Below are 23335 nucleotides of genomic sequence, written 5' to 3'. Positions count from 1 at the left end.
TTGTTGCGGAGAGTAGCGCTGGCGTAGCGCCGTGCGCCGGCGAATCTGGCTGTGCTGGACGGGAATAACCCGGGCAGCACAGCCGTTGACTCCGGTAGATGCAAACGCATGAAACAAGGAGTAGATGTGCAGCGTACCGTAGTTGTTATTTCAGCCGGTCTGGGCGTTCCGTCAAGTACACGGATGCTTGCAGATCAACTAGCTGCCGAGGTGCGTTCGCGCGTTTCTGCTGCAGGAGCCGAGCCGGTCATTGATGTTATTGACCTTCGCGACTACGCCACTGACATTGCCAACAACATGGTCACCGGTTACGCCGGGCCTACTTTGGCAGAGGTCATTGCGCGTGTGGAAGCGGCCGATGCCATGATCGCTGTAACGCCCACGTTCAGTGCCTCATACTCGGGGCTGTTCAAGTCCTTTTTTGACATTCTGGATCCGAAACTTCTTGAAGGCATGCCTGTTCTCTTCGGTGCAACTGGTGGATCCTCCCGCCACTCCCTGGTTCTTGACATGGCTATTCGTCCGCTGTTTAGTTACTTGCGTGCCAACACCATGCCCACCGCCATTTATGCCTCCCCAGAGGACTGGGGCGGATCCGGCACTGACCCACTCGAGCAGCGAATCGGGCGGGGGGCTGCCGAGCTGGTTGCCGTCCTGCTCGGTGAGGAGCACCGTGCCGGGAATCCCGATCACAAGGCCAAAAGGGCGCAGCGGCAGATGAGCGAGGCTTCATCCCTGCCGTTTGAGGAACTGCTTGCCCAGACACAACGCCGCTAAGTGCTGATGTGCAAGGCAGCTAAGTGCTAACTTGCGGGCCCGCTCACAGCTAGAAAATGGGTTGCTCGGGTTTTACCGTCAGTGGTGGCGGATCCAGCGTGTCAAGGACCACCATGAGTGCAGTGCGGTAAATCTCGGGATGGATTTCAGGGCTGGCATGGCCCGTGTGCGGGACGTTATAGACAAAGTGCGGGTTGCTCGGCAGCAGTGATTCCCAGCCGCGGATTGCTTGGGCGGCGTTGACAATGAAATCCTCAGGATCGTAAATCAGCCCGATCCCCGTACTGGTGGGTACATCGCCGTCGTACTGGCGGGGAAAGGCCTGCAGAAACGTGGCCTGGGTGGTGCTGAGAATGAGCGAATTGTTGTTTGGGTCAAAGGATCGGGCCACACCGCTGCGTGCTGCTTCATACATGCCCTGACCGTTGGGATTAGCGAGCCCGCCCCAAAGCCCCGCGGCCAAGCGCCCTACCAGGCCCAGATACGGCACCACTTTGCCGGCAATCGAGATGTATTCCTTGCCGGGATCCAAGGTATCGGCCACATCACTGGGGCTGGAGCCCATCACAATAACCCGCACCTTGACCCCAATCTGGGTCAACAAAGAGGCCAGCACCACGGCGGCCATCCCGCCAAAGCTGTCTCCGTAGAAATACACGGTGTCTATTTTGCGTGCAAAAACATCGCGCTGGATGGCGATGAAGAGCGAGGCTATGTCAATGCCCTCGTTGGAATAGCCAATAAAGGATGCTGAGGCTCGCTGGTTCATGGCCGGTTGCAGCGCTTGAAGTTTGCGCCCGGCATCGCGGTAGCTGACCCGGAATCCACCGAGCAAGTACCAGGTCTTTCCTGGGAAACGGGCGGCTGCTACCTTGTTCTCGTCATTGTCCGGGGTGGTGATGCGGTACTGGCTGCGCTCAGTGAACCGGGCATCCAAGGCAATGTTGGCTTGAAAAGCCGTGGTGAGGGCGCCTGCGCCCATGCTGAGAAAGAACAGCCGTCGCGGTACATCGGGTATCTGGTGCGCAGGCTTAGCAGGACGCTCGGGCCGTTCCGGCTCGTGGTCCCGTTGCTGTTCGTTGTTAGGGGCTGTGCTTGCTGTCATATTAAGTCACAGCCATTGTGTCACGCTTCGCCGGTCACAGATCACGGCCTGTCTGCGGGCTCGTTGACCACGCCCGGTAGAATCAGCCTCGTGAATGAGCACTCATTTGTTCCCAGCGCTGACCTCCCGCAGACACCCTGTGCCGGGGGCGCAAGTGGGCGCCGGTATTCGGGTTTGGAGCCATCCGAGCGGACCCAAGAGCGGTACCAGAAGTTCATTGAATCGGGGACGGGAGTCTTTGGCACTGTGGGCTACTCCGCTGCCAAGGTTAAGACGTTGTGCCAGGGCGCGGGTCTGAGTGAACGCTATTTTTATGAGTCCTTTGAATCTCGTGAGCATCTACTCACTGTTGTTTACGCCCAGTTGTCGATTAAGTTGATGAAACACGTAAAGTCCGCTCTGCAGGATCCTGAGGCGACGCTGCACGAAGCCATCCGAGCCAGTCTGGGCGCAGTTGTTAGATTTATGTTGGCGGATCCTCGCCATGCCCGGATCATGTTGGTGGAAGTGGTTGGCGTTTCTGCTGAGCTTGAAGTGAAGCGTCACGAGATTTTGAAAGAATTTGCTGGCCAATCGATGGCCATGCTCTTGCTGTTGGCTGGGGTTTCCCCGGAAGGGACTGTAGAACGGCCGGCGGGCGCTGTTGCGGGCGCTGGAACCGCCCTAGAACGTCGCAGTGAAAAAGCCGCGCCGGCCACTGTGCTGGACTTTGCCAGGCTCACTGCCGTCTCCATGGTGGGCGGAGTTAACAACATGCTCCTTGACGCGGTGCTCGAGGGCGCTGCTGTTAACGTGGAACGGATCGTTGAGGTCTCCTACCAACTGGTCTTCAATGCCTCGGCCGGTATTCGCAAGCTGGCCGCCGCGCCGTTTTAGCGTTTGTCAGGCCTGTGAGCACATGTTGCCACACATAACCTTAGGTAGCTTGTGATCAAGGTGACAGGATGGTGCTATGTCATTTCCACAACTATTTGCCGCGTACTGGTGGTTACTTTTCCCTCTCGGGGGCATGGGGGTAGGTGCCTTCAAAGCGCTGCTTTCCTCCCGAGATCGTGCCCATGAGCGCAAGATCGAAATGTACAAGCTTAAACATCCCGAAGTTGCGGGGCTTGACGTTTCCATCCATCACACCGCGGATGAAAAGGCCCCGCCTGTTCATCCGGATGTCACCACCGCGGACGTGGAGAAGGTCATGGCCGATCACGATGAAGTCAACCGGCGCTGGCTCCGCTACGAGCTTGATATTGCCAAACTTATTGACTTCCCCATGATGAGTGACGTCCGCGAACCCCTGACCGTTGCCTTTCTTCGGGCCAAGCGCGACGCCGATGGCTTGCGTCCGCTCAAGGTCGCTGAGATCCCATCCAAGAGCAGATGGGACGATTACCGCAACGCCGTCAACGCCTTCGCTGTGGCGTTTGATGTGGCTGAAAAGGAAGCCCGCCGCATCAAGGACTCCGGCTTTAGCACTGATGAACGCCAACGGCTGGGGACGGCCCGCAAACTCATCAACATCGCTGAAAACGAGGCTGCCACTGCGGCAGAACGCCAAACGGCCATCAAGCGGGTCCGGCGTGAGCTCGATGGCGTGATTGTGCTTCCCGACGTTACCTTAGCTTCCCTCGAGCAGCAGGTGGCACGGATGATCGAGGGCCCCGGCACGTCCACTCACACCTGAGCCGGCCTTCTGCTGGCTCCGCCTAGAATGCCACGAGCCTGGATGCCACGTTAGGTATGCGCATGGCCTGGTCCGAAGCCGGCGCGGGGTTACTCTGGACTACCTGGAGCAGACCCATTGGATGTCCGGCTTGCTCAACATCAGGCGAAGCGGACGTGTTTCAGCTAAGCCGCGCAATTGGGGATGTGGGTTCTGGAAAAGCCGATCCGCCCCCCTGTGGCATCAGCTCATGGGCGTCCCCTTCCAGGGTGCGTGGTTCATAGAGTCAGCGGCCGACGGCGCCGCCTATCATGACAACCCCATAGGCTGGGCTGATGATTTGGTCCGGAACAACCTGATGATGATTGAGTGCTTGCCGTGTCTGCGTATTTTTCTCCGCAATACTTTTTCAGCGCCCTGAACTCATGCTCAGCTGGGTTAGCCAGGCACTTGAGAGGATAAGCACCAGCTCTAGCGTCCAGCAAGGCGCATAGAGAAAGTCCAAGGTGAGCAGCGCCGGAATTTGCCTTCAGAACGTTGGCAGCTGTCCTCAATCTAGGGGATGTATGCTGAAAACCGTTCTAAGGATGCGCAATGCAACGTACAACAGTTATTACAGGCGCCAGTGACGGTATTGGCGCTGCCGCAGCAAAAATGTTGGCTAATCCGGGGGATACCCTGGTGCTGGTGGGCCGCTCCCCGGAGAAGACCAAGGCCATTGCCGACGAGCTGGAATGTGAGTACTTTCTCGCCGACTTCACGGAATTGAAACAGGTGCGGACGCTGGCCGCTGAATTGTCTAAGAAATATCCGCGCATCGACGTGCTGGCCAACAACGCCGGAGGTGTCATGGGCCACCGTGAGGTCACAGTTGACGGGCATGAGAAAACTTTTCAGGTCAACCACTTGGCACCGTTCCTGCTGACCACCTTGCTGATTGAGAAGCTTGTGGCTGACCGCGCAACTGTCATCAACACCTCCAGCGCAGCGCACAAGGTGATGGCTAAGTTCGACATTGATGACCTCGACGCAGTGAAGCGCTACCGCACCAACGCCGCGTACGGTAACGCGAAGCTGGCAAACATCCTTTTTACGAAGGAGCTGCAGCGCCGCTACGGCGATCACGGCGTCAATGCTGTTGCTTTTCACCCAGGGGTAGTAGCTAGCAACTTTTCAGCAGAGTCGGTGGGCCCCATCAAACTTGCCTACAGCTCCGTGGCCAAACGGTTCCTGCTCACATCAGCCGAGGGCGCCGACACCTTGGTGTGGCTCGCCACCACGGAACCGGGTACTGATTGGACTCCGGGGGAGTATTACGTGCGGCGCAAGCTGACCGAGCCGAGCCGCCAAGCCCAAGATCCGGCGCTGGCGCTCCAACTCTGGGAACATAGTGCAGCCATGATCCAGTGACCAAGCAACAGTGACCGGAAAAGCAGTATCCACTAGAGCAGTGCTTAGGAGAGTAGGCGCCCGCCGGTGTAGACACCTTCGGCTAGTTGCTCCACCAGCCAGGGGCTGAAGGCGAACGGCGTGGCCGTGACTGCTTCTTCAACGTCCACCACGTCGGTCCAGGCCCAGTCACACACTTCCTCGGCGTTCGGTGTGAGGGGGGCGTCGCTTTCGTACACGGCGGTAAAGACGGGGCAGATTTCATTCTCCACAATCCCTGAAGCATCCGTAGCCTGGTACCTGAAGTCCGGAAGTGCCGGCTGAATGTTGGTCACGGTGATGTTCAATTCCACGGCGGCGCGGCGAATGATCGCTTCTTCGAAAGATTCGCCAGGGGCCGGGTGGCCGCAGAAGGAATTTGTCCACACACCAGGCCACGTCAGCTTCGAGAGCGCGCGGCGGGTCAGCAAGGTGCGGCCCTGGGAATCGAAAAGATGGCAGGAGAAGGCCAGATGCAGGGGCGTTTGTGCCGTGTGGATCAGCGACTTGTCCGCGCTGCCAATCTCAGCCCCGCTGTCATCTAACAACCTGACCAGCTCAATGTTTTGACCCATGATGGGACCAGTTCCTTCCGTTCGCAGCAGTTCTAGCACGGCCTGTACGTCTTTCCTCCGGGCGCATAGCACCGGGGTCCAGTGTATCCGGGGTAATCGCCGCCGGAGTCTTGCGCCGGGGGCTGGTAGGCAGGCGGAACGTAAGGTGCCGGAGCTGGCGGAACGTAGACGGGTGGAAGGTTGCGGATCCGTTCAGCGTCGGCAGCCTGGGCGGCCACTGTGATCACAGCGGCCGTTGCTGCTGTTGTGGAGCCCGCTGTGGCCGGGCTGCAGTATCCAAGGATTGTGTGGCTGCAGAAATTTGCGCATCGTGGACAGGCGGGAGGAACGTTGAGTTCTTGCCCACGGTTACGGCTGAGCCAAGTCCCACCCTGGCGATCTCAGCGCTGACAAATGCGTCACTTGAGGTGAAAACGGCAGCCAGTATGCGGGCGTCCTTGTCCGTCCGTTCAACGTCATACATCAACTTGATCTTGGCATCCACGGAAAGCAACTCGCGCAGGAAGTCTGTGGTGTCCCCGCTGCAGGCGGTGGTGCCGAAAACCATCGCGGCGGTGAGCCCCATTGCGGCCAGAAAACGACTGCTGGAAAATCTCATGCTGCGCGTCATGGAAATATTTGTACCTAAAGAATGCCAGGACTCATTGAGGACTCGATGACTGTCCAGTTTACGGGCGTCACCGGCTACGGTTTCACCACGTCATGCGGTACTACGGCATGGAGTTCATAGCCCCCCGTCTGCAGCTTCCAGTAGTGCAGCCGCAGCGCCCCCGCCGTTCCCTGCTCCACATAGAGGCGCCAACACACGTCCTCGCCTCGAAGAGTGGGGGCGGCATGGGCACCGTCATTGAGCCGCAGAACATGAGGTTCGCGTTTACGCAGCGGACCCTGCCGGTCTGCCACCAGATCCACCACGGCACGCAAAGTCTTGTTGCGTTGTTGCTCCGTCAGCGCCGCCCACGACTCCAGGAACTGTGGGCTGCTGCTGAAATTTCCCAGCGGATGGAGACGCTTTTCGGCCGCAGGAACCATCCGAGCCCAGAGCGCAAGCAGATCAAAATTGAACTGCTCCTCCGGATCCAGAAACAGTTTTTCAGGCGTACTTTCAGTCCTGGACGTGGCGGAACGGCGCTGTCTGCGGACCTGCACCAGTGCCTCGCGCGTTTTGGCCAGATCCGTTTTGAGGACCTCCACTTGATGCTCGGCCAAATGCAGTTCTCGGGCAAGCTCACCGGAGCCGCGGCGCTCCTCCTTGAGCTGATCCTGCAGCGCCCGGGCCACCTGATCCGTAGCGCCCTGCCGCTTGGCCGCTGCCAGCAACTCGGCAATGGTGTGCCGGGCGGCCTCCAGCTGCATTTGTGTGCTTTGCAACGCGGAGCGTCGTTGGGTTGGGCTGAGTAGGGATTCCTGTTGGGAAAGGTCGACGCCGGACAAACCCACCGCGCCGCTATCGAGGGGGGCCTGGGGGGAAGGGGAGGCAACGGCCGTGCCGGTGGTGAAGATGGAAGCGTAGGGCCGGTTCGCCTCCAGCCAGGGCGGGCCCCCGCGCAGGAGAGCAGGGGCGCGGACGGCTGGTTCGTCGTCGTCCACGTCCAGCATGGAGAGCCGGACCGCACCGTTCTCATACAAAACACGGACCCGGACCACCTCGCCCTCGGTCAGTAGATCTTCGGCGGAATCCAGGTCATTGGAGGAGATCCGCTCCACACCGATGCGGAAATCACTGCCAGGCCAAAGTTGCACCCAGGCGTGGCGGGGACTGACGGACTTGACACGGCCCAGTGCCACATCGCCTTGTTGGTAGACGGTGACGGGGGAGGGGTGGGGCAGCAGGAGCGCCTTGATGTCCAGGACGTGGGTGTCCGGGTTGAGTACTCCCGTGAGCTCTTGGCCCTTTGCCACCAGCCAATCCAGCGGAATGCCGGGTAGCAGATCCTCGCTACGGATGAGGGCCGTTTCGCCGCCAGGAAGTAGCTCCACCAGGGCCCTGTCCTCGCCCGGGAAGCCCTTGACTACCGCTGGCGAAATCACGGGCAGGGACGCCGTGTGGGGCCGTGATGGGTTGAAGCGTTGGGCCGCTAGAACCTCATGCTCAAGGGTGTCGTACAGCTGTGGCAATGCGGTGCTCCGGTGCAAAAGATGAGGACGGGAAACTCTCTCCAGCCATCGCTCGCCGTGTGGATAGACCCGGGCTCCTGTGCCGTAAATGTGGAGGCGCGAGGGCAGACCCTTTTCCAGCTGGTGGGTTTCATCCCCATTGACCACCATGAAGGTCCGGGCTTCTTGACCCAGCCGGGCGGCCAGCACATGCGGATCAATACGAAATTGTTGTTCCGGGATGTGGGAGATGACTAGTACCGTGACGTTGCGCTGTGGATCCATCAGGAGCGCGGCCAGCGCTTTGCCACTGATTTGTTCCACGGCAGCGTGTTCCACGGCAGGCTGTGCTGGGGCGGGGTAGCTGAGGGGCTCTGGTGCCGGGAGCCGCTTCCTGTTTTTCTGTGCAGGCATGCGGCTCCTTCCATCGTTTGCGCCGGATCGTCGTAGTGACATACCTTACAGCGCGCCCATGCTGCCAATGGCTCAGGGGTGGCAGGTTACGCCCTTTTGGATCATCTCATTTGAGTCTGCGAGTAACGTTTGAGCCACATTATTCCTATTCGTTTGGATGAATGCTGCTAAAAGGGTTTTGCTGAAAGCTGATGGCTTAGGGGTGCCATCGGATCGAATTGATCCGATCGGACAGTCCTGCCGGGGCTGGGCAATTTGCTTGGCCGTAGTGAAAGTTCACTGGGGTAGGTTTGCATCAATGAGTGTGAGCCGGGTTACATTCCCGTCTTTCACCCAAGGAAATATAGGCTCACGCAAGCCTCTGCCACCATCCATGGCGGGGCCGGCGGATCAGGTCAAGGACGGTTACATGCTCTTACTTTCGGCATCATGGCGGGCCCCGGTCAGCCCCGGTGCAATCCTCCTCAAGGCTGAAGTAAGGCCCGCGCAATGATCGGGTTCATTGCCAAGCGCTTCATTAATTACGCGATCCTTTCAGCCATCGCCACGCTCAGCGCCTATGTCTTGGCCAGCATCATCTTGAACCCGGCTGCGCGCTACCTAGGCCGTAATCCGCGCCCCAGTGATGCCACCATCAACTCCATCCTGGATGGCTTGGGCGTCAACCCGAACACCCCCTGGGTGGAGCGGCTGTGGGCCTGGATTGTGCGGCTCGTGACCGAAGGGTCCTTGGGCGACACCATTCATAACACTTCAGTGTTCAGTGAGATCGCGGCCCGCGCCGGAACCAGTCTGCGGCTGCTGATTTTAGGTACCGTCATTGCTGCGATTGTAGGTGTGGCACTGGGCGTGTGGGGTGCGGTGCGTCAGTATAGATTCAGTGATCAAGCCATTTCCGTAGCCTCCTTCACCATTCTTGCCACACCAGCATTTGTCCTAGGCATCTTGTTGATGATTGTTGCCACGTTGCTCAATAACTTCCTAGGTGTTCAGCTGATCAGCTTCACGGGCGAATACACCCCAGGGCTCGATGGCGGCTGGTGGGTCCAATTCGGGGATCGAGCAGGGCACCTGTTGCTGCCAACCATCTCGCTGGCCCTCATGGGGGCTGCCGGATATTCCAGATACCAGCGCAGCGCCATGCTGGATGTACTGGCTGCGGACTACATCCGGACCGCACGTTCCAAGGGGCGAACTCGTGGTTCGGCGCTTGTCCGTCACGGCGTCCGGGTAGCCCTGATCCCCATGTCCACCTACTTTGCCTACTCCTTCGCCACGGTTTTGGCCGGTGCCGCCGTCACCGAACTTGTGTTCAGCTGGCACGGTATGGGCGAATTGCTGGTTCAATCGATTTCACAAAGCGATATTAATGCCTTTACGGGGGCCATCTTTTTCAACGCCATCCTGATCCTGATCGCCGGAACATTGGCCGATGTTGTGTATGCGGCCCTTGACCCGAGAGTGCGGGTGTAGCCATGTCCATGCTTGATGAAATGCCGGCACCCGATGCTACTGCGGTCATTACAGACGTGGTGCATTCGGCAAAGCCTGTTTCCCGTCTGCGTCTGGTCATGGCCCGGCTGCGCAGCACACCGCGGTTCTGGGTGGGCATCATTGGCCTGGGCGCCATCATCCTGTGGGCCATCTTTGGTCTTGTTCCCAACGCCTGGAACTACACGGATCTGGATATTTACAACATGGGATCAAGCCCCAGCCGGCTCCATTGGTTTGGCACCAGTGACATTGGCGAAGACATTTACGCCCAAACTATTGTGGGCCTGCGCAAGTCACTGATCATTGGCCTCTTGGTGGGCCCCTTGGCCGCCATTGTGGCCGGTGTGGTGGGTGCCGTGGCAGGCTACCTTGGCGGTTGGTGGGACAGGGTTATTGTCTGGGTCATCGATCTACTATTGGTGCTGCCGAGCTTGTTCCTGTTCATCTTGCTTAGCCCAATTTTCAAGCAACTGTCCTGGGTGGCGCTGATCTTCCTCCTGGCAGGCTTTGGCTGGATGATCATGGCCAGGGTCATCCGGGCCCAAACCCGCTCGCTGCGCGAACGCGACTTCATCAAGGCCGCCCGCTTCATGGGTGTGGATACCTGGACCATCATCCGTAGGCATGTGCTGCCCAACGTCTCTTCGCTGCTGATCATCGACGCGACGCTTGGCGTAGGTGCTGCAATCCTCAGTGAGACCACCCTGAGCTTCTTCGGCTTCGGCATCCAAGCCCCTGACGTTTCCTTGGGCACCCTCTTGGCGGCAGGCCAGAGTGCAGCCGCCACCCGCCCTTGGCTTTTCATTTTCCCCGCAGCCATCCTTGTCTTCACAGTCCTCTCAGCCAGCCTTGTTGGCGATGCGCTCCGAGATGCCGTAGACCCGACCTCGGGAGTCAACCGTGACTGAAAACCTGATCGACCCCGCAGCAAGCAATGAAACCAGCCCGTCAGTACGCCCCGGCCCCACACAGCCGAATCCGTCAAATCACCTGCTGGAAGTCCGCGACCTCCATGTCACCTTCCCTCAGCCGGGCGGGGCAGTCACAGCCGTGCGGGGAGTTAGCTACCATGTGGACCAGGGTGAGTTTCTGGGGATTGTGGGTGAATCCGGATCCGGAAAGTCTGTCTCCTCGCTGGCCGTCATGGGCCTGCTGCCCTCGAACGCAAAAATCAGTGGAGATATCCTCTTTGAAGGCAAATCACTGCTGGGTCGCAGCGATAAGGAAATGTCCAAGCTGCGCGGCGAGGGCATCTCCATCATTTTCCAGGACCCGCTTTCGGCGCTGACCCCCGTTTACACCATTGGGGCGCAAATTTCTGAGGCTCTGCGATTGCATGACCGCAAGCTCTCCAAAGCTGCCGCCAACGCACGCGCCGTGGAACTGCTCAAGGTGGTGGGCATCCCCAATCCGGAGCGCCGCGCCCAAGCTTTCCCGCACGAATTTTCCGGCGGTATGCGCCAACGCGCCATGATTGCCATTGCCATTGCAAACAATCCGCGGCTCATCATCGCCGATGAACCAACCACTGCCCTTGATGTGACCATCCAGGCGCAGATCCTGGAAGTGCTGCAGAAGGCGAAGGACATGACAGGTGCAGCCGTGGTGCTGATCACCCATGATCTGGGTGTGGTGGCAGGGAATGCGGACAGGCTCGCCGTCATGTACGCGGGGCGGATTGTGGAGACCGGGACCGTGGATCAAGTGTTCCACGCACCGTCCATGCCGTACACCGTGGGGTTGTTGCGTTCCATGCCGAACCTGGCCACGGCCGGGCATACCCGGCTGGTGCCGCTGGAGGGCCGTCCGCCCCAATTGAGCAACCTGGCGCCAGGGTGCCCCTTTGCGCCCCGGTGCCCGGTAGTCATTGAGGCCTGCCGTTCCACCGAGCCGCCCTTGACAGTCATCGGGGAGGACCCGTTGAACTCTGCCGCCTGCCTGCGTGTAGCCGAAATAGCCTCAGGCCAGCTGGACCGTACCAAGCTGTACCCTGTGCCTGAACCTGTCGCCACTGCGGAACGGGCCTTAGTGGCCCCTGAAACAGTGCTGGATGTGGCGGGGTTGGAGCGCCATTTCCCCTTGTCCAGGGGCTCGGTGTTCAAACGCACTATAGGTACCGTGCGGGCCGTGGACGGTGTCAGCTTTGACCTGCGGACAGGGCAAACTTTGGGACTGGTGGGTGAATCCGGCTGTGGGAAGTCCACCACTGTCATGGAGATCTTGGAACTCACCAAGCCTCAAGCCGGGCAGGTCAGTATCAACGGGCGGGATGTGGCCACGCTCACTGCCAGGGAACGGAAGGCTCTGCGCAAGGAAATACAGGTGGTTTTCCAAGACCCCATGGCCTCCCTTGACCCGCGGCTACCCGTGCAGGATCTCGTGGCGGAACCACTCACCGTTCACGGTGTCCCTGCCAAGGACCGGCTGGAAAAGGTCCGGGCCGTTCTGGATCTGGTGGGGCTGGACCCGTCAATGGCCTCACGGTATCCGCACGAGTTCTCTGGAGGGCAGCGCCAACGCATCGGCATTGCCCGGGCCTTGGTGACTGACCCGAAGATTGTGGTGTTGGATGAGCCCGTTTCCGCCCTAGATGTCTCCATCCAGGCCGGGGTGATCAATCTGTTGCAGGACCTGCAGGAGAAATTGGGGCTCTCCTACTTGTTCGTGGCCCATGACTTGGCGGTAGTGCGGCAAATTTCTGACAACGTTGCCGTCATGTATCTGGGCAGGATCGTGGAAAGCGGGCCCGCGGAAGCGATCTTCGAGAACCCGCAACACCCCTATACCAAGGCTCTGCTCTCGGCCGTGCCCGTCCCAGACCCTACCGTGGAGCGCAGCCGCACCCGGATCCTCCTCGAGGGGGACCTACCGAGCCCCACCGAGGACATCACGGGCTGTAACTTCCGCACCCGCTGCCCTCTGTACAAACTCATGGACGCTCCAGGAAAGGAACAGTGCCGGACCCAGGATCCACAACCCCGAGCCGTGCAAAACAGTGTGGTGGCCTGCCACCACGCTGAGCGAATCGGCTTGCTGGCGGCCGGGATGCCATGATCCCTGAGCGCCTTCGTGAACACCCCCAAGAACTTACCGTAGCCACCGAACCCCGCGGGAGAAGAACAATGACCCACCGGGGACCATTCAATGGGAGGAAGAAATGAAAAATATTAACAAGATGGTGGGAGCCGGCGTTTTGGCGGTTGCCCTGGCCATGACAGGTTGTAGCGCTGGCGGCGGAGGCGATAACAAGCCCACCGTGGACAGCAGCAAGGGCGCTGCTGAGACCGCCACCCTGCCCACCACCGCATGGGTAAGCGCTGATTATGCTTCCGTTAAGGACGGTGGCACCTTGACTCTGGCTGTTGACCAGTTGCCGGATAACTGGAACACACTCCAGATTGATGGCAACGTCAAGGCCGGAGGCGAGATTCTGGATCCCACTATGGGCGCCCCGGTCCGCACCACGGTGGACGGCGGTTGGGCAGTGGACCCTGACTACGCAACCGAGGTGAAGCTGCTCAGCGAGGACCCGCAGGTTGTGGAAGTGAAGCTGAACCCCAAGGCAGTGTGGGAAGACGGCACACCCATCACGTACAAGGACTACGCGGCTACCATCAAGGCCAATAATGGCACCAACAAGGACTACCAAATTGTGGGAGACAACGTCTTCAAAGACATTGATACTGTCACCAAGGAGGACACCGACTTCAACTTTAAGATCACCTTCAAGAACAAGAATGCTGATTGGGCCTCCATTCTGGGCAGCAGCACGGCAGGGACCGCCACCGCAGCAGTGCTGCCCGCAGCCGTTGCCTCCGATGTGAAGGCTTTCAACGAGGGCTACAAGTCCAAGCCGCTGCCCTCCACGGGCCCGTTCAAGGTGGGTACGGTGGACACCACCGGACAAGTGGTCACCCTGGTCCCCAATGACAAGTGGTGGGGGCAAAAGCCCAAGTTGGAGAAGATCATCATGAAGGTCATCTCCCGCGATGCCCTCGCCCAGGCTTACGCCAACAAGGAACTTGATGCTGTCAGCATTGGCACCAACAAGGACAACTATGACACCGCCAAGAAACGCGCAGACGGCGCCATTCAGCAGTCCGGTGGTTTGACCTGGAACCATGTGACAATGAACGGTTCCAAGGGTCCGCTGGCAGATGTTAAGGTCCGCCAGGCCGTGGCACGCGCCATTGACAGGGACACTATTTCCGCCAGCCGCCTAGCTCCTATCGGCGCCCCCGTGGCCAATCAAAACAGCTACATCTTCATGCCTGGTCAGAAGGGCTACGAGGACGATGCAACAGCCGTCATTGGCTATGACACCGCCAAATCGGAGGCACTGCTCAAGGAAGCCGGGTACACCAAGGGCTCCGACGGGGTGATGGAAAAAGATGGTGCCAAGCTGGAACTTATTTACACCTTGGACGCCAACAACCCTGTTTCTGAACAGATCTTCAAGCAGATCCAGGCCAACCTGCAAGTTGTTGGTATCTCGCTCAAAAATGACACGGTACCTGCCGATAAGTTCTTTGCCGACTACGTGCTCAAGTCCAACTTCCAGCTGACCGGCTTCGCCTGGTCCGGGACCGCTTTCCCGGTGGCCGCCGCCGAATCGATCTTCTACCCTGCCGATGCCGGGCAGAACTTCACCGGAATTACCGATGACAAACTCGGTGAGATGTGGGCCGCTGCCAATGCGGAACTGGATCCCGCCAAGCGCATTGAACTGGCCAACGAGATTGACAAGACAATCTTCGCCTACACCCCCGTCATCCCGCTGACACCCACTCCGAACACCTTGGGCGTCAAGACAGGACTGGTCAACTACGGTGCCGCCCAGTTCGAATCCATGGATTGGACCAGCATCGGATTCAAGAGCTAACCCAACCCGCTTCAAGCTCAACAAAGGCCCGGCCTCACCCTTCATGGTTGGGCCGGGCTTTTGGCTTAACTCAGCACACTGGCAAGAACCAGCCCTACGCTCAAGACACCTACGACGACGGGGACCACGTTCCAGCGCCGGGTCACCGCTGTTGGTGGGTGGGGCTGAGCGGTTGGGCGGTGGGGCGCGGAGGCGGCCGCGCCGTCGTCCATCTCTGGTTGCCGAAGTTCCCAGGCGTCCCACGCCGCCTGAATGACAACCTTGGTGTGCGGGACGGTGAGGGCGCGGGGGCCCAGTTTTCCGGTGCTGGGGGCTCCCCAACTAGGGATCCTTCCCGCGGTGGTGTCAAAGCTGGTGGTTTGCAGGACGCGGACGGCGGTGAGCTCGCTGAAGGGGATGGTGTGCTCGCGCAGAATATTGCGGACCAGAATGCTGTCGGAGGTGATTTGTAGGCAGGGGCGCCACAACAGAATGTAGATGGTCCAGCCAACCAGCAGCAGCCATGGCAAAAATCCCCAGATGGCTTGCACCGTTCCGGTCAGGATCAGATTCACTGACAAAAAGATGCACAAGGTCCACGTCACCGCACCTAGAACCCGGGTTGGTGTGGAGTAGATGAGTGTTTGTGGAGTGCGCGGAGTAGCTGCCATGGTACTTCAAGAATGCCAGAGGTGGTGGGCAAGGTGTGGGAAGCAGATACTCAAAGGCACAATGCGGCCAGGTGTTCTGCGGTGGACCCGTCAACGGTGGGCCGGGGCCGTTTGCGTCCTCACATCGCTGACCCCGGCACAGGGGAAGGATAGGAGCCGGTGAGAGCGCCCGGCTATTTTTCCCATCCAGCTAGAGTTCGCTCATCTGGTCTGGGCGAACTCCGCCCGTGCCAACGTGCTTCTCACTGATCGAGGGACCGTTCTTGATCACCTGCACCAAGGCCATGGCATCCCCACGCCCCAGCCAGTCGTGTTCCATGAGCCAGTCAATGATGGCGCAGGATTTTCCGGTGGTCCGCCTAAACTGCGGGAGTGCACCTCAAGGGGGCCACTGACACCTCCGCTGCCATGCCCGTTCGCCCTCGTTCCCAGAAGGCGAATAAAACCCTAAAGTTCTTTTCTCTTGGCGCAATGACGTGCGTCCGTTGAGGCTGCCTTGCTACTGACGGACCCGAAATCCCACAGCGGAACGATTGCGCCCGCTGGCTTCGCTATCCCATGGACCGCGGGTGGACAGGGCCACGAGAGCAAGCCCGAGCAGGACGAACAAGATGTACACCCACGAGCCCGCAGTCACGAGTCGGAGAATTCCAGCCATGGCAACGAAACTCCCAATGGAGAAGAGCAAGCGCGTCGTTTTCCAGCTGAACATTCCATGGTTGGGTCGCATCCAATAACACTACGCGAGCAGACCCATCAAAGCAGTCCCCCCATCGAGTCCTTACTAGCTGGGCCGTAACACTGCAAGCCGTGAAAGGTTCACTCATGCTGCTGCCACCCGAGCCAGTGCTCAGAGGCTCAGTGCTCAGAGGCTCAGAAGAAGAATGCCAGCCGGGTCAGGATCTTGCTAGAGCCGATCCGGCTCTCTCTTGGCTTCTTCCTCCAGGGTGGCTGCGTGATCGTTCATCTCTGCGATGTCCGGGGTCACCATCTCGGAATAAACCTCAGCCAGCCGGTCCGGCGTTGTAGGCTCGTGAATTAGTTCGCTGTCATCAAAATCTGGATGCTTGCTCATGCTTCACACTAACGCCTGCCGCGCGGCCAGGGCTAGGCCTGCCGGGGACTGGACACCGCCAGCGGATCCGCAGGTTACGGCAAGCAATGCCGGGCCCGTCCGCGCCCAATAGCACTGAGGCGCTATTGGCCGTCAGCAATCCCCGGCACGAAGAAGGTGCTGGAGGAGAGCCGTGCGCCGTCGAGCATCACAACCCATTCATAGGTGGAGCCCGTGGGCAACGGCAACCCGCCCGGGAAGTTCAGCACCACGTTGGAGCAGCCCGGGAAGCCCATGGGTGGCGGCTGCATGTTAGGAGCCATGGTGTGCCGGAAGTCCACTTGCTGTTTGAAGTGCAACACGTTGGGGCCCTCGCTTGCCGGTACTGAGACGGGACGGCCGTCAGTGTCCACAAGTGCCACCTCCACCACGGCTTGGGTTGAATCGAAGGCGGGAATACTGACGGTGACGCTCACAAAGAGTGAGAACGGTGCGCTCATTCCGGTGTCGGGGTCAAAGCCTAGGAATTGGATCCCGCCACCAATGATATTGACCTTTCCGGCCGCGTCGATGTTGACGAAGTCGGCAATGATGATGCTGGCGCCGGCGCTTGAATGATCGCTCATGTGGAAATCTCCATAAAGCCCATCCAACCACGTCCGGTGAGCGCTGTTGGTTCCCGTTACACTGGAGCGGCACTCGCCACGCGGTGACGTGGCGAAGATGAGAGCAATGTTTGACGGTAGGCTGGGAATGGTTGAGCAACAACGCAGTATTGGCAAGGCGAGGCGGGCTGATTGGCTACGCACCATTTTGAGAGCGGTAGTGAGCGCTGCCGTCACTGTAGCCGTGGGTGCTGCCATTCTCGTGATACTTGTGGGGTCCGGCCAGCGCGAACATCTTGCGGCTAAGGCGTTGATTCTGCTGGCCGTAACGATCATTGTTGCTGGCGGTGCTTCTTGGATGGCCATCAACGCCCGTGCGAAGAAGGATCTTTCCCGGCTCTGCAGCGACGTTCAAGCGCTGGCTCCAAATACTTGCGTCTACGGCTCTGCGGGCACCTTCTTTTCTCCCCACACACCAATCCCGGCACTAGGCGTTTCTCTGGTCCCTGATGACACGCAGGCCCGCCCCGGCGTGGCCATTTCCACTGACAGCTCCGGAATGAGCTTTTGGTGCCGTGTTCCGGGCATTACGTCTGTGTGGCAATTGCCTTGGAAGAACATTGAGCAGTTGTCCGTGGTGCGCCGCCGGATTCCGCTCCGGGGCAGTTACCGCAAACCTCTCCGAACTGTGATCCGAGTGACTCTATGCAATGAATCAGGGACGCTGCCGGAAGAGTTCAACATTATTGCCGGCCACACTGGCAAGCGGTCCATGGAATGCGCTGCCAAGGAAACCGTCCAGACGATGCTCGAATCCCGTCCGTAAACAATATTGACGCTTAGACACTGTTGGCGGCCGTCCCGGATGGGACAGCCGCCAATAGCGTCTAGTTCTGCGCCTGCCTGCTAGTTATGGCTGGCTTTCCTGCGCCGGAGGATGAAGAGTACTCCAACACCCATCAGGAATAGGGCTGCGCCGAACAATGTGCCCGCGTTGGCGCCCGTGCTGGCGAGGCCATCGCCTTCCGAGGCCGCCTGGCTCGTCTCAGGTGCCGGGGACGTGCCTGTGGTCACCGAGGACGACGGCGTGGCGCTGGCTACCGCTGTTTCGCTCGGCTTATCGCTGGGCTCCACCGTGGGCTTATCGGTGGACTCGTCACTGGGGAGCATAGTCGGCTCCACTGTCGGCTTATTGGAGGACTCCACTGTTGGCTCGACTGTGGGCTCATCAACTGCCAAAACATTCTCTGTGCTGGCTTTGACACTGAAACCGGGGTAGTACGGAGAGCTCAGAGTTGCCCTATTTGAGGATGCTGCCATTGCCCGCGTCAGTGACCACGCCACGGTATTCCAAGGTTGCTGTGTGTCCGGGCTCCAACAGACCCGCCCAGGTCAACAGAGCCTCATCGAGGAGTGCCGGGTTGGTGATGGCGCCGCGCTCAGGACCGGTCCAGACCTGCATTTCCCACAGGGACATCCCGTATTTCTTGCCGCCAATAGGAGTACGGTCCAGGCCCTGCATGCGGACAAAGGAGACCCGCTCGGTCACTGTCAGGGATTGCCGGTCCACGCTGCCGCAGACCGGTGTGATCTCTGCCGTGGCCGGGACCCACACGACGCCGTCCGTTGAGACATCGATGCGGTACTTGGCTGCACAAGCCTCTTCCCAATAAATACTCACGTGATCAACCATGGTGGGCTCAGCCAATTCCACGGCGAGCCACGCATCATCCGCTCCGTTGGAAGACCAACGCGAACCTTGGGCGCCGGATGGTCCGCTCGTGATGCCATCCACAGCGAGAGCAGGCCCCCACTGATTGGCTACCTCTTGCCCGGAAGCGGTCACGGACCTTTTGAACGCCGCGTTGATACCGGGCTCACGCACCACGGTGCCGTCCGCATCAGTGATCGCCACGGTGGGTGCCACTGTCAGGCTCACTTCATCCAGGACATCGCTAAGGTCATCGCTGACTGTGGCCTTTACGGCGGTGGAACCGGTATTAGTGGCCAGTACCTGCCAAGAAATCTCATCTCCTTCCTCAAGGTCGCCAGTAACGGAAGATCCTGCGCGGGTGGCGGTTGCTGTCTTGGTCAATTCCAGAGCCGGTGCTGTGGACAAGTCGGCAGCAGCAGGCTGGGTGCCTATGGCTTCAACCCGTGCCAACCAATCCGCGTAGCTGGCGGTGGAGCCGCTCGGGTTCCAGACACGCTCAGCCATGGCACGCAGGGGAAGCCGAATACCAGCAGTGACTTGTTCTTCAGTTTGCCGTGCCGGTGCATCGCTCCAAATAGCAAAGGAGGATCCCGTGATCCAGTCCGGGCTGGGTTCGGGGTACGTCTGGGCCTTCTGGGCTGCCGGTACGGTCCAATCCTTGTTGGGGAAGACCCCTGGACGCCAGGAGGTGTAAATATCGGAGGCGGGCCTCCGGAACCAACGTGGCCATCGGCTCAACCGCAACCGCTTCGAGCTCCGCAGCAGGAACCACCGCTGGGGCTGCCGTGGATCAGAACCTTGGCACCTCTTGGAAGTCCGGTCCGGCGGAAGGAACCTCCTGGCTGATACTTGATTTGAAGAAGCGCCATGATCTGACCGGCTCCACGCTGGTCTGGGACTAAACGGGAGCCTACCCATACCTGATCCAGTATTCCGAAGACGGCATTGTCTGGGACACGGCACTGGATAAATCCGGGAACCATGACGCTGCCGAGAAGGTGATTGATAACTGGCTGCGGTCCGGATGCTACGTACGTGTGGTGTTCCCGGAAAATGCTGCCAGCGGTGTGGCCGGGGTGGCCGAGTTCAAACTGTTGGGATCGGAAAGTTCTGCCCCTGCGTCCTTGGACATTGTCCAGGAAAAGCTCGGTGTGATGGCCTCCAACTTTGCACCAGGACATGAGCCGGCCGTGGCTAGTAATGGCAACCCGGCGCAATACTGGCAAGGCGGCCGTGGAGGGAACACCTGGTGGTCAGTGGACTTGGGTGCCCGCCACCAGCTCACTTCTACCTTGGTGACATGGCTCGATGGCAGCAAGGCTTACCAATACACCATTGAAGTTTCCAATGACGGGGAAAATTACTACACGGTCGCGGACAAGAGCTCCAATACTGTGGCGGGGAATGAGAGCCAGGACGCATTCAGTGCAGTGGCCCGGTATGTGCGCATTTCCATTGTGGGCGGTTCAACCGATGAATCACCCGTGGGCATGTACAACTTCGAGACACTTGGCTTCCCCGTGTCTGACGTGGTGGCACGCAAGTCCAGCACAGCAACCTCATCAGCAGACGGGGCCGCTGCAGCCTTGGGCAATGACACCGCAGAAGCTACTGCCTGGCATTCGGCTAAGGGGGAGAGCGCACCCATGTGGAGTGCAGATCTTGGTGCCGTGTTTGACCTCAACGGCATTGACGTGACGTTGGCGAAGGATTCAGCCCCGAATTTCCAGGTTGAAACCTCCTTGGATGGAACTGCTTGGAATGCTGTTCCTGCGACTGCCAGCTCCACCGGTTCGTTGACGTTCAGCTCCACCGTGTCCGCACGTCACATCCGGGTGAAGTTCACCGGTGTGGGTACTGAAGAGTTTGCCGGGCTGGAAAACGTGGCCGGCTACGCCGGCGAACTAAACCGCAACTTAGCCTTGGCCTCGGCGAACCCGAAGACCATTGTTACGGCAACGTATTCCAACGCAGGCGGCGGAGACTCGCTCAGCAAGGTCAATGACGGCATCATTGCCAACGCCAGCAGCGGAGAGACAAAGAACCTCTGGACCAACTGGATTGCAGCCCCACGTGCCGAGGACACCATCACGGTTGACTTTGGCGCAGCAAGGAGAGTCTCTGCCGCAGAGTTTTACGCGTTCGTTGATTCCGGGGCTGCAGCACCTGCGGCGGTGAAGGTTCAGTACTTGGATGGTGCCACTTGGAAGGACGTTCCTGCTGCAACAGCAACACCGGCCCAGCCGGCACAAGGAAAGAATGTGGTGCAATTCGGTGCAGTGACTACCAAAAAGGTCAGGTTCGTCATGAGCGCTGGCAGGCTGGCGAACGACACTCTGGGTTGCCATGCCATCTCTGAGCTGCGTGTCCTGGGTGCGAATGCGCCATTGCCGCAGCGGCTAGCGGCTGTGGACGTGACTCAAGAGACCGGAATGCTGCAGCGGTCAGCGAACAATATTGCTCATCCGGGAGATACGGTTCAGCTGGCTGCTACAGGTAGCCCGGCCGCGTTTGCTGCTGTGGAAGCCACATGGGAGGTTCAAGCCGTGGCCGGTGAAGAGCCTGTTGCCTCCGTAGACGCCAATGGCATGGTCACCGGTCTCCTGCCACCACTCCGGGCGGTAGTCCAACCACTGGTGCCGCAACGCCCGCCGCCGGCGGATCGCAGGCCTCGAGTGCTCCAGCTTCGAGTACCCCGTCAGGTGCCGGCGTGGATGATTTGGCCAGCGCGGGGCTCGATTCAAGGCTGCAAGTCTTGGCAGCCTTCGCAGGCCTGATGCTGCTAGCCGGACTGGGGGTGGTGGTTACACGGAACCGCAGCAGGCAGCGACGTAGTCACTAGAACAAGAAATAGGTACTAAAAATGGCTGTGGCACCCACAAAATGGTGGGGGGCCACAGCCATTTTCCTTCTCAGCGCCCTGCTTTGGCGAGGGCTTCCTTCAGAGCACCAAGAACCAGCGTCACGGATGCGGGGTTGGCGTTGGGCCCCATCATGCCAATTCGCCACACGGAGGAGGCGAACTCACCCACCCCCGCACCAATCTCAATGTTGAATCGCTCCAGCAGGTAGGCGCGTACGGCAGCCGAGTCCACGCCGTCGGGCACCTTGACCGTGGTCAGGCTCGGGAGCCTGCTCCCTGCTGCGGCAAACAGATCCAAGCCCATCTCTTCCAAACCGTCCTGAAGTGCCAGGCCGGCGGCCACATGACGGGCCTGAACTGTGCCGAGCCCCTCTTGAAGGACTCGGTTTACGCCAGCCTCAAGGCTGGCAATCATGGTGACCGGCGCGGTGTGATGATAGGTGCGGCGGCTACCGCTGGCACTGCCCACATAGCCACCTAGCAGGCCCAGGTCCAAATACCAGGATTGCGGGTCCTTGATGCGCAGTTCAAAGGCGGCATCGGAAATGGTGAAGGGTGACAAGCCCGGCGGCACGCCAAGGCACTTTTGTGTGCCAGCATAGCCAACGTCAATACCCCACTTATCGGCGTACAGTTCCAGGCCTCCGATGGAGGTGACGGCGTCGGCGATCAGGAGGGCATCGCCCTTGAGCTGACCCAGAGCGGCAATGTCAGAGAGCACCCCGGTGGAGGTTTCTGCGTGGACCGCAGCAATGACCTTGGGACTCGGATGGGCTGCGGCCACGCGTTCCGGGTCAATGGGCGTGCCCCAAGGATGTTCCACACGCACCACTTGTGCACCAGTGCGCCGGGCAACCTCGCACATGCGGGCACCGAACATGCCGTTGACGGCAACCACCGCAACGTCCCCCGGACCTACCGCGTTCACGAACGCCGCTTCCATGCCGGCAGAACCGGTACCACTGAGAGGTAGGGTGCGGCTGTTGGTGGTTCCCCAGACCTGACGCAGGCCTTGGCAGGCGCTGTCCATGATTTCCAGGAAGAGCGGATCAAGGTGCCCCAGCACCGGATTACCCAGAGCGGAGATCGCCTCCGGATAACAATTGCTGGGGCCAGGGCCAAAGAGGTGGCGGTAAGTGAGGGTGGTGGTCACGGGTGCTCCTTCGGTGGCGGTCCTGGGTGCAAGGGATACAGGCGTTGCCTGTTTGCCTAGGATAGGCGCACCACTTGGGATTACCTACAGTTGACCCTGGCTACCTTGGTCCGTCCTGAGTGTGCTGCGCTATTTGCGTGAAATCACATCTGAGCTATTCAAAATGACAAACTCGTGTTCATCAGTCAACACGTTGAGATATCCCGAATCCACGCTTAGAACGTAGCCACTGACGGGGCCATGGGTTGTCTCGATGGCCTCATGCGGTACCCACGGGGTCTGGACGAAGGCGGCAACTATCAGCACTGCAACTGCGGTGACCCCACCAACGCCAGCCATGGCCACTCCAAACATGCGCCGTAGCCAGTGCTTCACCGGGAGGGCGCGGGTGAGCGCAAAGACTCCAAAAACAGCTGCGGTTGCCAGCGGCAACCACCAAATTTTGAAGCTGACTGTCAAAGCGATCAGAGTGACACTGCTCAGTGTGGTGGCTAATAAGACCGTGGCTCGGTGTCCGCTCGAGGACCATAAAAATGTGGCAATAAGCAACGGCAGAACAATGATCAGCAAGATTTGCACCAGGACATGCCCTGCCATGAGTGAGCCAAAAACCAAGGCCAGCCCATCGCTCAAGCTCAAGGTGGTGCTGACGGCAAACGCCGTGTTCCAGTCATACCCTGAGACGGCAAAAATCCGCAGAATCAAGAACACGAACCCCACTGCCGCCACCGGCGCGAATTCTCCAGTTGACGTGCGTTTCCCCTCACCAGGAGCCAAGGGTGTGGGGGCGGACGTTGGGTTAGTGTCCGGGGCTTTGTCAGCAGTCATGAAAAGAGGCTACTTGCCAAGGGTGTCTGCATCCCAATT

24 protein-coding genes are annotated in these 23335 nt (G+C 59.6%); 11 read left to right on the top strand and 13 right to left on the bottom strand.

Annotated features, from left to right (window positions below; genetic code table 11):
• The first annotated feature begins 108 nt into the window (after positions 1–108).
• Positions 109–777, top strand: a complete 669-nt coding sequence (locus RY113_RS08895) for an FMN reductase (RefSeq protein WP_315914273.1) — start codon at positions 109–111, stop codon at positions 775–777.
• A gap of 49 nt (positions 778–826) precedes the next feature.
• Here RY113_RS08895 and RY113_RS08890 read toward each other — a convergent pair whose 3' ends face one another.
• A complete protein-coding gene (locus RY113_RS08890) occupies positions 827–1882 on the bottom strand; it encodes an alpha/beta hydrolase (RefSeq protein WP_315914272.1) in 1056 nt (351 codons plus the stop codon).
• A 90-nt stretch (positions 1883–1972) separates the two neighbouring features.
• Between RY113_RS08890 and RY113_RS08885 the strand changes: the two genes are divergently transcribed.
• From RY113_RS08885 to RY113_RS08875, 3 genes are all read left to right on the top strand, one after another.
• Positions 1973–2758: a TetR/AcrR family transcriptional regulator gene (locus RY113_RS08885; RefSeq protein WP_315914271.1), complete on the top strand. Its 786-nt coding sequence runs from the start codon at positions 1973–1975 to the stop codon at positions 2756–2758.
• A 76-nt stretch (positions 2759–2834) separates the two neighbouring features.
• A complete protein-coding gene (locus RY113_RS08880) occupies positions 2835–3560 on the top strand; it encodes a hypothetical protein (RefSeq protein WP_315914270.1) in 726 nt (241 codons plus the stop codon).
• 573 nt (positions 3561–4133) lie between these two features.
• Positions 4134–4949, top strand: a complete 816-nt coding sequence (locus RY113_RS08875) for an SDR family NAD(P)-dependent oxidoreductase (RefSeq protein ID WP_315914269.1) — start codon at positions 4134–4136, stop codon at positions 4947–4949.
• A 44-nt stretch (positions 4950–4993) separates the two neighbouring features.
• On the opposite strand, the gene idi is transcribed toward RY113_RS08875, so the two are convergent.
• The 3 genes from idi to RY113_RS08860 all read right to left on the bottom strand — a co-directional run bounded on the left by idi (position 4994) and on the right by RY113_RS08860 (position 8053).
• On the bottom strand, positions 4994–5542 hold the full coding sequence (idi, locus tag RY113_RS08870; protein ID WP_315914268.1) for an isopentenyl-diphosphate Delta-isomerase: 549 nt from the start codon (positions 5540–5542) through the stop codon (positions 4994–4996).
• A gap of 223 nt (positions 5543–5765) precedes the next feature.
• Complete coding sequence (locus tag RY113_RS08865; RefSeq protein ID WP_315914267.1) at positions 5766–6152, bottom strand: hypothetical protein; 387 nt, start codon at positions 6150–6152, stop codon at positions 5766–5768.
• 74 nt (positions 6153–6226) lie between these two features.
• Entirely contained in the window at positions 6227–8053 is a 1827-nt protein-coding gene (locus tag RY113_RS08860; RefSeq protein WP_315914266.1) for a hypothetical protein, read from the bottom strand.
• A gap of 489 nt (positions 8054–8542) precedes the next feature.
• Between RY113_RS08860 and RY113_RS08855 the strand changes: the two genes are divergently transcribed.
• The 4 genes from RY113_RS08855 to RY113_RS08840 all read left to right on the top strand — a co-directional run bounded on the left by RY113_RS08855 (position 8543) and on the right by RY113_RS08840 (position 14429).
• Positions 8543–9526, top strand: coding sequence for an ABC transporter permease (locus RY113_RS08855; RefSeq protein ID WP_315914265.1), 984 nt, complete (start codon positions 8543–8545; stop codon positions 9524–9526).
• A gap of 2 nt (positions 9527–9528) precedes the next feature.
• Positions 9529–10455 (top strand): ABC transporter permease, encoded by a 927-nt coding sequence (locus RY113_RS08850; protein ID WP_245932018.1) that lies wholly within the window; start codon positions 9529–9531, stop codon positions 10453–10455.
• Positions 10456–10537: 82 nt separating this feature from the next.
• Positions 10538–12601, top strand: coding sequence for a dipeptide ABC transporter ATP-binding protein (locus RY113_RS08845; RefSeq protein ID WP_315914378.1), 2064 nt, complete (start codon positions 10538–10540; stop codon positions 12599–12601).
• Between the two features lie 103 nt (positions 12602–12704).
• On the top strand, positions 12705–14429 hold the full coding sequence (locus RY113_RS08840) for an ABC transporter family substrate-binding protein (RefSeq protein WP_315914264.1): 1725 nt from the start codon (positions 12705–12707) through the stop codon (positions 14427–14429).
• A gap of 65 nt (positions 14430–14494) precedes the next feature.
• Here the strand turns inward: RY113_RS08840 and RY113_RS08835 are convergent, their stop codons facing one another.
• The 5 genes from RY113_RS08835 to RY113_RS08815 form a co-directional block, all read right to left on the bottom strand.
• Positions 14495–15079, bottom strand: a complete 585-nt coding sequence (locus RY113_RS08835; protein ID WP_315914263.1) for a hypothetical protein — start codon at positions 15077–15079, stop codon at positions 14495–14497.
• Between the two features lie 190 nt (positions 15080–15269).
• On the bottom strand, positions 15270–15398 hold the full coding sequence (locus RY113_RS08830) for a hypothetical protein (protein WP_257032404.1): 129 nt from the start codon (positions 15396–15398) through the stop codon (positions 15270–15272).
• 180 nt (positions 15399–15578) lie between these two features.
• Positions 15579–15809, bottom strand: coding sequence for a hypothetical protein (locus RY113_RS08825; RefSeq protein WP_315914262.1), 231 nt, complete (start codon positions 15807–15809; stop codon positions 15579–15581).
• Between the two features lie 177 nt (positions 15810–15986).
• Positions 15987–16154, bottom strand: a complete 168-nt coding sequence (locus RY113_RS08820) for a hypothetical protein (RefSeq protein ID WP_170120874.1) — start codon at positions 16152–16154, stop codon at positions 15987–15989.
• 122 nt (positions 16155–16276) lie between these two features.
• Positions 16277–16759 (bottom strand): DUF6941 family protein, encoded by a 483-nt coding sequence (locus RY113_RS08815; RefSeq protein ID WP_110104758.1) that lies wholly within the window; start codon positions 16757–16759, stop codon positions 16277–16279.
• A gap of 127 nt (positions 16760–16886) precedes the next feature.
• Between RY113_RS08815 and RY113_RS08810 the strand changes: the two genes are divergently transcribed.
• Positions 16887–17564 (top strand): hypothetical protein, encoded by a 678-nt coding sequence (locus tag RY113_RS08810; RefSeq protein ID WP_146212974.1) that lies wholly within the window; start codon positions 16887–16889, stop codon positions 17562–17564.
• A gap of 80 nt (positions 17565–17644) precedes the next feature.
• Here RY113_RS08810 and RY113_RS08805 read toward each other — a convergent pair whose 3' ends face one another.
• Both RY113_RS08805 and RY113_RS08800 read right to left on the bottom strand, forming a co-directional pair.
• Positions 17645–18058: a PT domain-containing protein gene (locus RY113_RS08805; RefSeq protein ID WP_110104756.1), complete on the bottom strand. Its 414-nt coding sequence runs from the start codon at positions 18056–18058 to the stop codon at positions 17645–17647.
• Complete coding sequence (locus RY113_RS08800; protein ID WP_110104755.1) at positions 18039–19190, bottom strand: discoidin domain-containing protein; 1152 nt, start codon at positions 19188–19190, stop codon at positions 18039–18041. Before RY113_RS08800 ends, RY113_RS08805 begins: the two co-directional genes overlap by 20 nt.
• On the opposite strand from RY113_RS08800, the gene RY113_RS08795 reads away from it, so the two are divergent.
• Together RY113_RS08795 and RY113_RS08790 are read left to right on the top strand one after the other, a co-directional pair.
• A complete protein-coding gene (locus tag RY113_RS08795; protein WP_170120873.1) occupies positions 19175–19354 on the top strand; it encodes a discoidin domain-containing protein in 180 nt (59 codons plus the stop codon). The genes RY113_RS08800 and RY113_RS08795 overlap by 16 nt on opposite strands.
• 96 nt (positions 19355–19450) lie before the next feature.
• Positions 19451–21229: a discoidin domain-containing protein gene (locus RY113_RS08790; protein ID WP_315914261.1), complete on the top strand. Its 1779-nt coding sequence runs from the start codon at positions 19451–19453 to the stop codon at positions 21227–21229.
• A gap of 135 nt (positions 21230–21364) precedes the next feature.
• Here the strand turns inward: RY113_RS08790 and RY113_RS08785 are convergent, their stop codons facing one another.
• On the bottom strand, positions 21365–22468 hold the full coding sequence (locus RY113_RS08785; RefSeq protein WP_110104752.1) for an alanine--glyoxylate aminotransferase family protein: 1104 nt from the start codon (positions 22466–22468) through the stop codon (positions 21365–21367).
• A gap of 129 nt (positions 22469–22597) precedes the next feature.
• Complete coding sequence (locus tag RY113_RS08780) at positions 22598–23296, bottom strand: hypothetical protein (protein ID WP_315914260.1); 699 nt, start codon at positions 23294–23296, stop codon at positions 22598–22600.
• Positions 23297–23335 lie beyond the last annotated feature (39 nt).

Origin of the sequence: Arthrobacter sp. lap29 (genome assembly GCF_032458965.1) — a bacterium.
Classification (GTDB): Bacteria; Actinomycetota; Actinomycetes; order Actinomycetales; family Micrococcaceae; genus Specibacter; species Specibacter psychrochitiniphilus.
This window is presented reverse-complemented; position numbering and strand designations above follow the sequence as displayed.